The sequence below is a fragment of the Nostocoides sp. HKS02 genome, assembly GCF_009707485.1.
Lineage (GTDB): Bacteria > Actinomycetota > Actinomycetes > Actinomycetales > Dermatophilaceae > Pedococcus.
In genome coordinates, this window is record NZ_CP046121.1 from 1,668,495 (window position 1) to 1,680,756 (window position 12,262).

The 12,262-nt window shown below is 71.3% G+C and carries 11 protein-coding genes and 3 pseudogenes; 3 read left to right on the forward strand and 11 right to left on the reverse strand.

All coding sequences use genetic code 11. The annotated features are described in order from the left end of the window. Positions 1-60: 60 nt before the first annotated feature. The gene (tsf, locus tag GKE56_RS07895; protein WP_154684077.1) at positions 61-891 is read right to left on the reverse strand and encodes a translation elongation factor Ts; all 831 of its coding nucleotides are present in this window, start codon (positions 889-891) and stop codon (positions 61-63) included. A 32-nt stretch (positions 892-923) separates the two neighbouring features. Further along, positions 924-1,934: a 30S ribosomal protein S2 gene (gene rpsB / locus GKE56_RS07900; RefSeq protein ID WP_154684078.1), complete on the reverse strand. Its 1,011-nt coding sequence runs from the start codon at positions 1,932-1,934 to the stop codon at positions 924-926. Between the two features lie 264 nt (positions 1,935-2,198). On the opposite strand from rpsB, the pseudogene GKE56_RS17385 reads away from it, so the two are divergent. The 3 genes and pseudogenes from GKE56_RS17385 to GKE56_RS07910 all read left to right on the forward strand — a co-directional run. Beyond that, a pseudogene (locus GKE56_RS17385) lies at positions 2,199-2,369 on the forward strand (MFS transporter); the annotation flags it as partial. Between the two features lie 293 nt (positions 2,370-2,662). Then, complete coding sequence (locus GKE56_RS07905; RefSeq protein ID WP_154684079.1) at positions 2,663-3,820, forward strand: pyridoxal phosphate-dependent aminotransferase; 1,158 nt, start codon at positions 2,663-2,665, stop codon at positions 3,818-3,820. A 110-nt stretch (positions 3,821-3,930) separates the two neighbouring features. Continuing rightward, complete coding sequence (locus GKE56_RS07910) at positions 3,931-4,668, forward strand: murein hydrolase activator EnvC (protein ID WP_230209271.1); 738 nt, start codon at positions 3,931-3,933, stop codon at positions 4,666-4,668. On the opposite strand, the pseudogene GKE56_RS17390 reads toward GKE56_RS07910, so the two are convergent. The 9 genes and pseudogenes from GKE56_RS17390 to rplS form a co-directional block, all read right to left on the reverse strand. Then, positions 4,631-5,544 (reverse strand): annotated as a pseudogene (locus tag GKE56_RS17390) (tyrosine recombinase XerC). The gene GKE56_RS07910 and the pseudogene GKE56_RS17390 sit on opposite strands and share 38 nt — an antisense overlap. Positions 5,545-5,594: 50 nt before the next feature. Further along, a complete protein-coding gene (gene dprA / locus GKE56_RS07925) occupies positions 5,595-6,710 on the reverse strand; it encodes a DNA-processing protein DprA (protein WP_154684081.1) in 1,116 nt (371 codons plus the stop codon). Continuing rightward, positions 6,707-8,243, reverse strand: a pseudogene (locus GKE56_RS07930) (YifB family Mg chelatase-like AAA ATPase). Before GKE56_RS07930 ends, dprA begins: the two are co-directional and overlap by 4 nt. Continuing rightward, positions 8,240-8,611, reverse strand: a complete 372-nt coding sequence (locus GKE56_RS07935; protein WP_154684082.1) for a YraN family protein — start codon at positions 8,609-8,611, stop codon at positions 8,240-8,242. The pseudogene GKE56_RS07930 and the gene GKE56_RS07935 overlap by 4 nt, the downstream one beginning before the upstream one ends. A gap of 137 nt (positions 8,612-8,748) precedes the next feature. Then, a complete protein-coding gene (locus GKE56_RS07940) occupies positions 8,749-9,066 on the reverse strand; it encodes a DUF2469 domain-containing protein (protein WP_154684083.1) in 318 nt (105 codons plus the stop codon). Continuing rightward, the gene (locus GKE56_RS07945; protein WP_154684084.1) at positions 9,063-9,815 is read right to left on the reverse strand and encodes a ribonuclease HII; all 753 of its coding nucleotides are present in this window, start codon (positions 9,813-9,815) and stop codon (positions 9,063-9,065) included. Before GKE56_RS07945 ends, GKE56_RS07940 begins: the two co-directional genes overlap by 4 nt. 4 nt (positions 9,816-9,819) lie before the next feature. Then, positions 9,820-10,818, reverse strand: a complete 999-nt coding sequence (gene lepB / locus GKE56_RS07950) for a signal peptidase I (protein WP_230209272.1) — start codon at positions 10,816-10,818, stop codon at positions 9,820-9,822. After that, the gene (gene lepB, locus GKE56_RS07955) at positions 10,815-11,558 is read right to left on the reverse strand and encodes a signal peptidase I (RefSeq protein WP_154684085.1); all 744 of its coding nucleotides are present in this window, start codon (positions 11,556-11,558) and stop codon (positions 10,815-10,817) included. Before lepB (GKE56_RS07955) ends, lepB (GKE56_RS07950) begins: the two co-directional genes overlap by 4 nt. A gap of 113 nt (positions 11,559-11,671) precedes the next feature. Further along, complete coding sequence (rplS, locus tag GKE56_RS07960; RefSeq protein ID WP_154684086.1) at positions 11,672-12,031, reverse strand: 50S ribosomal protein L19; 360 nt, start codon at positions 12,029-12,031, stop codon at positions 11,672-11,674. Positions 12,032-12,262 lie beyond the last annotated feature (231 nt).

Here is a 12,262-nt window from a genome sequence, read left to right on the forward strand (position 1 = left end):
ATGCAGGAGGCCCGTCCCCCGAAGGGGACGGGCCTCGCCTGCTGGCTGGCGGGTTGGGCGTCAGCCGCCGACGCGGTAGCGCGCGAAGGAGGTGGCCTTGGCGCCGGCCTCCTCGAGCACCTTCGCGACGGACTTCTTGGCGTCCTTGGCGAACGGCTGCTCGAGCAGGACGTTCTCCTTGAAGAAGCCGTTGACGCGGCCCTCGACGATCTTGGGCAGGGCAGCCTCGGGCTTGCCCTCCTCCTTCGCCGTGGCTTCGGCAACGCGACGCTCGTTCTCGACCGTCTGGGCGTCCACCTCGTCGCGGGTCAGCACGGACGGCGCGAAGGCCGCGATGTGCATCGCCACGTCCCGCGCGAGCTGCTCGTCGCCACCTTCGGCGCCGAGGAGCACACCGATCTGCGCGGGCAGGTCGGGGCTGGTCTTGTGCAGGTAGGACACGACCACGGGCGCCTCGACCCGTGCGACCCGCTTGACCTCGATCTTCTCGCCCATCGTCGCGTTGGCGTCGTCGAGCAGCTCCTGGACGGTGCGGCCGTCCTCGAGGGTGCTCTTGAGCAGCGAGTCAGCGTCGGCCGCGCCAGTGGCGACGGCCTGGCTGAGCACCTGGTCGGCCAGGGCGATGAACTTCTCGCTCTTGGCGACGAAGTCCGTCTCGCACAGGACCTCGACGAGGGTGCCCACGCCACCATCGGCGCGAGCGGCAACCAAGCCGTTGGAGGTGGTACGCCCCTCGCGCTTGGTCACGCCCTTGAGGCCCTTGACTCGCAGGATCTCGGTGGCCTTGGCACGGTCGCCGTCGGCCTCGTCGAGCGCCTTCTTGACGTCGAGCATGCCGGCGCCAGTGGACTCGCGCAGGGCCTTGATGTCAGCGGCGGTGTAGTTCGCCATAGATGTCTCTCAGCTCTCTCTGTGGTGCGTGCTCAGGCGTTGGCGTCGGCGTCGGCGTCGGTCGCAGCCTCGGCGGGTGCCTCGACAGCAGCCTCGGCAGGTGCCTCGGCGGGTGCCTCGGCAGCGGCCTCGACGGGAGCCTTGGCCGCCTCGGCGGGGGCCTCGGCGGGGGCCTCGACCGGTGCCTCGACGACGGCCTCGGGGGCGTCGGCGGCGGCGGTCTCGCCGGCCGCGGGTGCAGCAGCCTCGGCGGTCTGGGCAGCCTCGCCGCCCAGCAGCTCGCGCTCCCACTCGGCGAGCGGCTCGTCGCCGGCGACGTTGCCCTCAGCCTCGGCCTGGCCCTTGCCGCCCGAGCTGCGGGCGATGAGGCCCTCGGCCACGGCGTCGGCGATGACGCGGGTCAGCAGGGTGACGGAGCGGATCGCGTCGTCGTTGCCCGGGATCTTGTAGTCGACCTCGTCGGGGTCGCAGTTGGTGTCGAGGATGGCGATGACCGGCAGGCCGAGCTTGCGCGCCTCGTCAACGGCGAGGTGCTCCTTCTTGGTGTCCACGATCCACACGGCCGAGGGAACCTTGGCCATGTTGCGGATGCCGCCGAGGGTCTTCTCGAGCTTGTCGTGCTCCCGCTTGAAGATCAGGAGCTCCTTCTTGGTGTAGCCCGAGCCCGCGACGTTGTCGTAGTCGAGCTCCTCGAGCTCCTTGAGGCGCGTGAGGCGCTTGGAGATCGTGTTGAAGTTGGTGAGCATGCCACCGAGCCAACGGTGGTTGACGTACGGCATGCCGACGCGGGTCGCCTGCTCGGCGATCGGCTCCTGCGCCTGCTTCTTGGTGCCGACGAAGAGGATGGAACCGCCGTGCGCGACGGTCTCCTTGACGAACTCGAACGCGTTGTTGATGTACGTCAGCGACTGCTGGAGGTCGATGATGTAGATGCCATTGCGCTCGGTCATGATGAAGCGCTTCATCTTGGGGTTCCAACGACGGGTCTGGTGCCCGAAGTGGACGCCACTCTCGAGGAGCTGGCGCATGGTAACGACGGCCATGCCGTGTCTCCTTGTGCTTGTCAGTTGCGTCGGTATGCCGCGTGGGTGCGACCACCTGCCTGGCGCCTGCTACGCACCCCACCGGCATACCCGCCGGACTGCTGTGGTGCGCCCCGGGTTCGGAGAGATTCCTCGTCACCCGGCGAGAAGACGCGCGAATTAGGTCTCCGCACGCACGCGCACGTCGACCGCCGACCATCGTACGTGCTGTGGGGTCGTGCCGCGAAATCCGCGGACGCCCCCGCTGCCCTAGGTTGGTCGGTCGTGAGCAGGGTCAGCCGGATCATCGACGTCGTCGCCCCGCCGCGACTCGGCCGCGGGTTCCGGTGGCTGCTCGCCTCCTCGTGGGTGAGCAACATCGGCGACGGGATCGCCCTGGCTGCCGGGCCGCTCCTGGTGGCTTCCCAGACCCGCGAGGCCGTGCTCGTGGCGTTGGGTAGGCAGCGTCTACGTCGTGGGCCTATTCCTCGGACTCGTGCTCGGTCAGGGCCTGGGTGGCATCATCGCGGAGCAGTGGGGGGCTTACGGCGCCGTTCTGGTTCGCGTTCGTCCGATCCGGCGTCACCCTCGCGCTGGTGTGGCGCCAGCTCGCACACATCGCCCATGTTGAAGCGGCCCCCGCCCGCCGGTAGGCACGCGGCATACCCGGTCGTGGGCAGCTTCGTCCGGGCCATCACCCGGACGATGCTGCCCACGGGCTGGCGACCTGACGGCATACGCTCGGCCGCATGGCCCGTCCACCCGGCAAACCCTCGCTCGGACCCTTCGGAACGACGATCTTCGCGGAGATGACCGCGCTGGCCACCGAACACGGGGCGGTCAACCTCGGTCAAGGGTTCCCCGACACCGACGGCCCTCGCGAGATGCTCGACGCGGCCAAGGCGGCCATCGACGGCGGGCGCAACCAGTACCCGCCCGGCCCCGGGGTGCCCGAGCTCCTCGACGCGATCGCTGCGCACCAGCAACGGTTCTACGGCCTGACCGTCGACCCGCGCTCAGAGGTCCTGGTGACCGTGGGCGCGACCGAGGCCATCGCAGCCACGATCCTCGCGCTGTGCGAGCCGGGTGACGAGGTCGTGACGTTCGAGCCCTACTACGACTCCTACGCCGCGTCGATCGCGCTGGCGGGGGCGGTGCGCCGCACCTCGATCCTGCGGTTCCCCGACTTCGCGGTCGACGAGGCGTCGCTGCGGGCGGCCTTCTCGCCGCGGACCCGGCTGGTGCTGCTCAACACGCCCCACAACCCGACGGGCAAGGTGTTCAGCCGGGACGAGCTGGAGCTGGTCTGTGCCCTCGCGCAGGAGTTCGACGCCTGGGTGGTCACCGACGAGGTCTACGAGCACCTCGTGTTCTCGGGAGCCGAGCACGTGCCGGTCGCCACACTGCCGGGGATGGCGTCGCGGACCCTCTCGATCTCGTCGGCGGGCAAGACGTTCTCGGCCACCGGCTGGAAGGTCGGCTGGGTGAGCGGCCCCGCAGAGGCTGTCTCGGCGGTACGCGCGGTGAAGCAGTTCCTGACCTTCGTGGGGTCAGGACCCTTTCAGCCGGCCGTGGCCGTGGCACTGGGGCTCGCCGACGAGGTGTATGCCGGGCTGTCCGCCTCGCTCGAGGCCAAGCGGGACCTGCTCGTGGCGGGGCTGCGGTCGGCGGGGCTCGAGGTGTCCGTGCCGCAGGGGACGTACTTCGTCATCGCAGACGCGGCGCCCCTGGGCGCGGTCGACGCGCTCGAGTTCTGTCGCGAGCTGCCGGCCAGGCTCGGAGTGGTGGGCGTGCCGGTGTCGGTCTTCCACGACGACGCTGACGCGGCCAGGACCCTGGTGCGCTTCGCCTTCTGCAAGCGGGACGAGGTGCTCCAGCAGGCGGTGGACCGGCTCCGGTCCCGATAACCCCCCGCGTTCGGCGAGGGCGCTCCACAGGTTCGGCCTGCGGAATGCCGCGTCCACAGCGCACCCGAGACGCGTCGCTGGGTCTGGTCGTCCGCCGGCACGGTGGGGCGATGAGCTCGTGGACCACCTTCCTGTCGCCGCTGGCGACGCTGGCCCTGGCGCTCGCCTCGCTGTCGTCGGGGCCGCTGTCGTTCGGGTCGGCATTGGTGGGGTCGGCATCGTTCGGGTCGGCATCGGTGGGGGCGGCATCGGTGGGGCGATCAGCGTCGGCGTCACCCGCGTCTCAGCCGCCGGTGCGGCCCACCGGCGCCGTCCCCGTCGGGCGGTGGGCCTGGCCACTGGTCCCCCGGCCCGTGGTCCTGCGCCCGTTCGACCCGCCGGCCAGTGCCTACGGCTCGGGCCATCGCGGCATCGACCTCGCCGGCCGCGATGGGCAGCAGGTTCGGGCCGTTGCGGCGGGGACCGTCAGCCACGTCGGCGTTCTGGGCGGTCGGGGCACGGTGACCGTGCTGCACCCATCGGGGGTGCGCTCGACGTACGAGCCCGTTCGGGGATTGGTCACCCGCGGCCAGGTCGTCGCCGCGGGTGAGGTCATCGGAACCCTCACCACCACGGGCAGCCACTGCGCGCCCGACCCGTGCCTGCACCTCGGGGCGATTCGCGACGAGAGGTATCTCGACCCGTTGGCGCTTGTTGGCGCCGGGCAGGGTGCGGCTGCTTCCCCTCGGCTGAACCACCCACATGAGGCGGCTTGGGCCTCCGGCCGTGCCGCCAGCCCACCCGTGGGCCGGGTCGGCCACTCGGCCGACTTCACGCGCGCGGGTGGGCCTGACGGTAGGACTGCTTGAGCCGGTCGACGGACACGTGGGTGTAGATCTGGGTGGTCGCCAGGCTGGCGTGCCCGAGCAGCTCCTGGACGAGGCGCAGGTCGGCCCCGCCCTCGAGCAGGTGGGTCGCGGCGCTGTGGCGCAACCCGTGGGGGAGAGATCAGGCGCGTCGGGGACGTGCGCGATCAGAGCATGCACCGCTGAGCGGATCTGTCGTGCGTCCGCGCGCCGGCCCCGCACGCCGAGCAGGAGGGCCGCCCCGCTCTGTGGCCCACACAGCCGCGGGCGACCCAGGGCCAACCAGGCCTCGACCGCTTCCCGCGCCGGAATGCCGAAGGGCACGGTGCGCTCCTTGCCTCCCTTGCCCATCACCCGCAAGACTGCGCCGCCGAGGTCGACATCGTCGATGTCCAGTCCGGTGAGCTCCCCCACCCGGATGCCGCTGGCGTACAGCAGCTCGAGTGCGGCGCGATCCCGCAGGTGGATCGGGTCCTGGTCGTCGCTGGCGACCCCGGCCAGGTCCAGGAGCGCCTTGGCGTCCGACTGCCGCAGCACGTCGGGTAGGTGGCCAGTCCGACGCGGTGCGGCCAGGCGCAGCGACGGGTCAACTGCGATCCGACCCGTGCGGGTCGCCCACCCGAGGAAGGTCCTGATGGCGGCACTGCGCCGCGCGATGGTGGAGCGGGCCGCCCCGCCACGAGACTGCATGGCGAGCCACGCCCGCAGGTCCGGCAGCCGGATCTCGGCGAGCTCGGTGATCTGGCTGTCGGACTCGAGGAAGGCACAGAGGCTGCGGACATCGCCGAGGTAGGCCCGAACGGTGTGCTCGGAGCGACCCCGTTCGCTGCGCAGATGACGCGCGAACGCGTCGACAGCGCTGGCCAGGGACTCGCTCACCTCGCCACCGTCGCAAATGCTGGCGGGTGGGACAAGCCGCCACCCCGCTGCTACCGCCGCCGACCCGCTTTCGACCACTCGTTGGCCACACTGCGGCGGGCGAGTCCGGAGAGCTCGAGCACGCCCAGCGCCGCCCGGACCTCGCCCAGGCTCTGACCACAGCGCCGGGCGATGTCCTCCACCGGCGCCGGCTTGCGGACCGGCAGCGCCGCGTAGACCCCCCGATGCGCCTCGTCGTGGTCGTCGCCCGACCGAACCGGCCCGCGCTTCGCCGCGACCACCTCGCCCATCCGGCCGACGAGCTCGACGACCTCGGCGGCATCGGTCACGAGCACGGCCTCCCCGTCACGGATCAGCTGGTGGCACCCGGCTGACACCGCCGACTCCACCGAGCCCGGGAGCGCACAGACGACCCGGTTGGTCTCGTTGGCAGTGCGTGCGGTGTTCAGCGAGCCCGAGCGCAGACCGGCCTCGACGACCAGCGTGCCCTGGCTGAGCGTGGCAATCATCCGGTTGCGGGCGATGAACCGCACCGCTGTGGGAGCCGCGCCCGGGGGCACGTCGGTGACCACCAACCCGTCGCGCCACAGCTGCGCGAACAGGTCGTCATGGCCCCGCGGATACGGCCGGTCGATGCCACCCGCGGTGAACGCGATGGTGCTGCCCTCGACGCCCAGCGCTCCGCGGTGCGCGGCGCCGTCGATGCCGTAGGCGGCGCCAGACACCACGGCGAAGCCCCGCTCGGCGACGCCTGCCGCGAGGTCAGCGGCCTGACGCAGGCCGTACTGGGTGGCGGCTCGGGCCCCGACGATCGACACACTGCGCTCGCTCTCAGCGGCGAGGTCGAGGGGCCCGCGCAGCCAGAGACACAGCGGCGGGTCGATGAGCGAGTCGAAGCCCCGCGGCCACTGCGCATCGCCGGGGACGACGATCCGGGCGCCGAGGTGGCGGGCGATCTCGAGGTCACGGCTGACATCGAGGGTTTCGACCCGTGGGAGCATCCGCTGCCCGAGCCGGTCATCGAGGTCCACCGCGTGCAACGCATCCTCGGGCCCGAGGGCGGCGATGAGCTCGAGGGCTTGCCGGTCGCGGGGCTCGACGAGTCGAGCCCACGCGACGCGAGCCGCGCGGTCCCCAGCGGGCACGCTGATCTGAAGCCGGCTCATGCGGCCACGGCACCGTGCTGGCGCAAGGTCAGAGCCGTGCCGAGGTCGCCCCGGGTCGGGGTCGACCGGCCCGCCAAGTCGGCCACCGTCCAGCCCACCCGGAGCACGCGGTCGTAGCCACGCAGGGTGAGGTGGCCGCGGTCGAGCGCAGCGTCGATATCGACGGTCACGGTCCTCGGCAGCCGCCACGGCCCTCGGCGCAGGCGGGCGCCCGGGACCTGGCTTGTTGAGCGACCATGACGTCTGGCCCCACCGCTGATGCTGAGCCGCGCGGGCCTGGCGAACGCGCTCCGCGACGACCGCGCTCGACTCACCGGGCTCACCCGACAGCGACGATCGGGTCACCGCCGGCACGTGCACCTGCAGGTCGACCCGGTCCATGAGCGGGCCAGAGAGCTTGCCGAGGTAGGCGCGCTTGGCCATCGGCCGGCACACGCACTCGGTGCCCTTGCCGAAGCCGAGCCCGCAGGGGCACGGGTTGGCAGCCATGACCAGCTGGAACCTGGCCGGGAAGCGCACAGCCGCCCGCGCCCGGGACACCACGACGGTGCCGGACTCCAACGGCTGGCGCAGCGCCTGGAGCGCACCGGTGCGGAACTCTGGCGCCTCATCGAGGAACAGCACGCCGTGGTGGGCCTGCGAGATCGCCCCGGGGCGCACGGCCCCGCTGCCACCGCCGATGATCGCGGCCTGCGACGCGCTGTGGTGAGGCGCGACGAACGGTGGGACACCACCGATCTCGAGCTCGTCGGCCCGGACTCCCAGCAGCGAACGCACTGCGAGGACGTCGATGGACTGCTCGTGCGTCAGGCGGGGCAACACCGTCACCAGTCGCTCGGCCAGCATCGTCTTGCCCGAGCCCGGCGGCCCCAGCAGGAAGAGGTGGTGACCGCCCGCGGCGGCGAGCTCGACGGCAACGCGCGCCTCGTCCTGGCCGATGACCTCGCTCAGGTCCGGTGCGACCGGGGTCGCCCGGCGAGCCACCCTGGCCGACGGACCCGCGCCGAGCGCCAGCGGACCAGGCGCGGTGTAGCCGCTGACGAGGTCGGCGATGTGGTGCACGGCATGCACCCGGACACCGGGGACCAGCGCGGCCTCGGTGGCGTTCTCCGCCGCGACGACGACGTCAGCACAGCCCTCTCGGGCAGCGGCCAGCACCGCGGGCAACACGCCGCGGACCGGGCGCACCGTGCCGTCGAGGCCCAGCTCACCGAGGTGGACGACGTCGGACACCTTGGCCGCGGGTACCACCTGCAGGGCCGCCAGCACCGCCACCATGATGGGCAGGTCGAAGCCGCTGCCGTTCTTGGGCAGGGAGGCCGGCGACAGGTTGACGGTGATGCGCTCCTGCGCGAGCGAGCGCCCGATGCTCGCCGCCGCCGCCTTGACCCGGCCAGGGCCTTGGGCGCAGGCCGTGTCGGGCAGCCCTCCGAGCATGAACGCCGGCAGCCCGTTGGACAGGTGGGCCTCCACCTCGACCACCGCGCCGGCCAGGCCCTCGAGGGTCAACGAGCGGGTGCGCCCGAACGTCATGCCCCGACCCCGACCAGGTGGCGCACCGTGGCCGGCCCCGACGCCGGCCGGAGGATGGCGACGACGTCGATGCGGATGCGCCCCGAGCGCACGCCGTGCTCTCGCAGCCACGCGGCCGCGAGCCGTCGGAGCCTGGCCGCCTTGGCTGGCGTCACCGCCTCGACGGGGTCACCGAACCGCACGCTGCGCCGAGTCTTCACCTCGCAGAACACGAGGCAGTCACCCTCGCGCGCGACGAGGTCGATCTCGCCGAGCGCGCACCGCCAGTTTCGGTCGACGATGTGGAGGCCCTGGTCCTCGAGGTACCGCGCCGCGAGACGTTCGCCGTACTCCCCCACGATGCGCCGCGGGTCGGTCTGGTCTGCCATGCCGCAAGCCAACCCGGGGGACGACCCGTCAGCACCTGACCCCTGGCGGGGTTGTGGACAGGACCACCTCGGCCGACGCCCTGTGGACGACCAGGACGAGAACCGCTAGAAGCGAGAACCGCTAGAAGCGAGACCCGCTAGAAGCCCGGCCCCTTGGGGAGCTCGAGGTCCGACTTGGCGAGCTCCTCGACGTTGACATCCTTGAATGTCACGACCCGCACCTGCTTGGCGAACCGGGCCGGGCGGTAGATGTCCCACACCCAGGCGTCCTGCATCGTCACGTCGAAGTAGACCTCGCCGCCGTCGCTGCGCACCTTCACGTCGACGGAGTTGCACAGGTAGAAGCGCCGCTCCGTCTCCACGACGTGCGAGAACAACCCGACGACGTCGCGGTACTCGCGGTAGAGCTGCAGCTCCATCTCGGACTCGTACTTCTCGAGGTCCTCTGAACTCATCGCGCGCTCATCTCCGGTTGCCCCACTGCCTGCCCTGCCTGGTCACCCACGGTGCCACCATCATCTCCTGCCACTCCGGGAAGGCGCCACGAGCGACGGTGCAGGTCACTCGCGCCGTGGGCCTCGAGCGCCGCGAGGTGCTCGGGCGCGGCATACCCCTTGTTCTCGTGCCATCCGTATGCCGGGTAGCGCGGCGCCGCCGCGACCATCATCGCGTCGCGCTCGACCTTGGCGAGCACGGAGGCGGCGGCGACCGACGAGCACTTCAGGTCTGCCTTGATCATCGTGGTGACGGGCGGAGTGGCGGGGGCGGAGTCGGCGAACGCGAACAGCCCCACGTCGCCCGGCGCGGTCAGCCAGTCGTGGTTGCCGTCGAGGATGACCAGGTCGGGCACGACGGCGGCGGCGTTCAGCGCGCGGCACCCAGCCAGCCGGAGTGCGGCGATGATGCCCACCTCGTCGATCTCCGCCGGTGAGGCGTGCCCGACGGCATACGCCAGCGCCCAGCGCCGGATACGGGGCACCATGGCGACCCGCGCTGCGGGGGTGAGCAGCTTGGAGTCCTTCACCCCAGCAGGGGCGCTGCGGCACGTCTCGTCGATGAGCACGACACCGACGCTCACCGGGCCCGCCAGCGCCCCACGGCCGACCTCGTCCATGCCCGCCAGCACGCGGTGTCCGTCGCGCTGAAGGGCGCGCTCGACCCGCAGGCTCGGACGGCGGCTCGGGGGGACGACGGCCTTGGGCATGACCTCAGTCTCCCCCGAGGCGGGTTCCGCCAGGGGCACCCAGGCCAACCGGAGTACTGCTCGAGGCGTCGCCTCCGGGCACCGAGCCAGACCCAGCCCCGGTCGTCCCCGTCGCGCCCGGGGTGGCGGTGCTCGACGGTCGGGTCGACCCAGAGGTGCCCGACGTGTGGCTGCTGGGGGGCGGTACGGCGCCGAAGGTGGCACTCGGGTTCGACAGCCAGGTCAGGTGGTCGAGCGGCCACACGAGCGCCACCGCGCGCCCGACGATGAGGCTCTCCTGGACCGAGCCGGCGCTACCGTCCTGCTTCGGTCCGTCGTGGAAGCGGGAGTCGGAGGAATCCGCGCGGTGGTCACCCATGACCCAGACACGCCCCTGCGGCACCGTGATGTTGAAGTCCTGTTCGCTGGCGGCGTTGCCCGGCTTGAGGTAGGGCTCCTTGATCGGAGCGCCGTTGATGGTGATCCGACCGCCGACGTCACAGCACACCACGTGGTCGCCCGGCAACCCGATGACCCGCTTGATGAGGTGGTTCTCCGCGGTGTCGGGCAGCAGACCGACGAAGGTCAGCGTGTCACGGACCACGGTGCTGAGGGTGCCCTGCGGCTGGCTCACCGGGGCCTCGACCCAGTTGCCCGGATCGGCGAAGACGACGATGTCGCCACGACGCAGGTCGATCGGCCCGGGCGTCAGCTTGCTGACGATGACCCGGTCGTCGATCCGCAGGGTGTCCTCCATAGAGCCGGAGGGGATGTAGAACGCCTGCAGCAGCCACGTCTTGACGATGAACGACAGGACCAGCGCCATGCCGACGACGATGACGAACTCCTTGACGGCGGCCCCCAGCACCGCCAGCCCGCTCGGGCCGGCCGGCCCCGCCGTGGGGCGTGCGGGCGGCTCCGAACCACGCTCCGGGCTTCCCTCGTGGAGGTGCTCGGACTGGGCCGGGACCGGTTCACCGAGCTCGTTCGTCGAGTGGTTGGCTCCCGTGTCGGGATGGGTCACTTGGTCACCGCCCGCGGGATGTCGGCCAGAACGGCCGGGGTGTCGAAGCCCCCGATACGCGAGAGCGGCCAGTACGTCGCGGCGGCTCGCCCCACCACGTCACTGAGTCGCACGGTACCGCCCCCCGGGTCGCCGAGATGGGCCCGCGAGTCGGCGCTGTCACTGCGGTGGTCGCCCATCACCCACAGGCGCCCCGCCGGAACCGTGATGTCGAACGTCAGGTCACTGGGCTTGTCGCCAGACATGATGTAGGGCTCCTGCACAGCAGTGCCGTTGATGGTGATCCGGCCCTGGGTGTCGCAGCAGACGACGTGGTCGCCCGGCAGGCCGATGATCCGCTTGACGAAGTCCTGCTCACCGAGGTCCACCCCCACTGCGGACGCGGCTCCGCCGAGAACCCGCCCGAGCAGGCCGCTCGAGCGCCGGGGGGTGAGGTCGGCCGCGGCGAACGTCGTCGTGCCGTCGAAGACCACGACGTCACCGCGGTGCAGCGCGTCACCCGAGACGAGCTTGTTGACCAGGATGCGGTCGCCCGGCTGGATCGTGGGCTCCATCGAGCCCGAGGGGACGTAGAAGGACTGCAGCAGAAAGCCGCGGACCAGCAGCATCACGACGAGGGCGACCCCCACGAGCACCGGCCAGGATGGCCCGCGACGAGGACGTACGGACGGCACCGCCGCGTCAGGTTCAGCTGACGCGGCGGCCGGGTCCTGCTGGGGTGAGTCCGGTCCGGGGTTCATCGATCCGGAGCCTAACTCTCGGGGATGTGTCGCTGGGTGGCAGGACACCAGGGCCGGGTGTCAGGACACCACGACCAGGTGTCACGGCACCGGGGAACGGAGATGGTCCCGCCTCAGCTGGCGGGGGTCGTCTCGCGCTTCTCCTTGATCTTGGCGGCCTTGCCGCGCAGGTCGCGCAGGTAGTAGAGCTTGGCGCGACGAACGTCACCACGGGTGACGACCTCGATCTTGTCGATGATCGGGGTGTGCAGCGGGAAGGTGCGCTCGACGCCGACGCCGAAGGAGACCTTGCGGACCGTGAAGGTCTCACCGATGCCGCCTCCGTGACGACGGATCACGACGCCCTTGAAGACCTGGATGCGCGAGCGGGTGCCCTCGACGACCTTGACGTGCACGTTGACGGTGTCACCGGCGCGGAAGGCCGGGATGTCGTCGCGCAGGGAGACCTGGTCGATCGCGTCGAAACGCTGCATGGCGGATTCGCTTTCTTCTCGGCGCCACAGGTCGCCCAGGGTGTTGGTCGTGCTGCTGACAGATGGGTTGCGCCCTGCCGGTGACTGGCCGCGTGGCCGGACGGTGCCGGTCACTCCCCCTGTGGCAGGGGCGTGGGTCACCGGGCGCAACGAGTCATTCTGCCATGGCAGGGGTCCACGGCAGAAATCGCCGGAGGGACCCCTGCGCAGGCAGCCTGCCCGCGTCACCGG

Bases quoted from the DNA above. Each gene is read 5' to 3' on its own strand.
- tsf (WP_154684077.1), bottom strand. From the start codon at position 891: ATGGCGAACTACACCGCCGCTGACATCAAGGCCCTGCGCGAGTCCACT.
- rpsB (WP_154684078.1), bottom strand. From the start codon at position 1,934: ATGGCCGTCGTTACCATGCGCCAGCTCCTCGAGAGTGGCGTCCACTTC.
- GKE56_RS07905 (WP_154684079.1), top strand. From the start codon at position 2,663: ATGGCCCGTCCACCCGGCAAACCCTCGCTCGGACCCTTCGGAACGACG.
- GKE56_RS07910 (WP_230209271.1), top strand. From the start codon at position 3,931: ATGAGCTCGTGGACCACCTTCCTGTCGCCGCTGGCGACGCTGGCCCTG.
- dprA (WP_154684081.1), bottom strand. From the start codon at position 6,710: ATGAGCCGGCTTCAGATCAGCGTGCCCGCTGGGGACCGCGCGGCTCGC.
- GKE56_RS07935 (WP_154684082.1), bottom strand. From the start codon at position 8,611: ATGGCAGACCAGACCGACCCGCGGCGCATCGTGGGGGAGTACGGCGAA.
- GKE56_RS07940 (WP_154684083.1), bottom strand. From the start codon at position 9,066: ATGAGTTCAGAGGACCTCGAGAAGTACGAGTCCGAGATGGAGCTGCAG.
- GKE56_RS07945 (WP_154684084.1), bottom strand. From the start codon at position 9,815: ATGCCCAAGGCCGTCGTCCCCCCGAGCCGCCGTCCGAGCCTGCGGGTC.
- lepB (WP_154684085.1), bottom strand. From the start codon at position 11,558: ATGAACCCCGGACCGGACTCACCCCAGCAGGACCCGGCCGCCGCGTCA.
- rplS (WP_154684086.1), bottom strand. From the start codon at position 12,031: ATGCAGCGTTTCGACGCGATCGACCAGGTCTCCCTGCGCGACGACATC.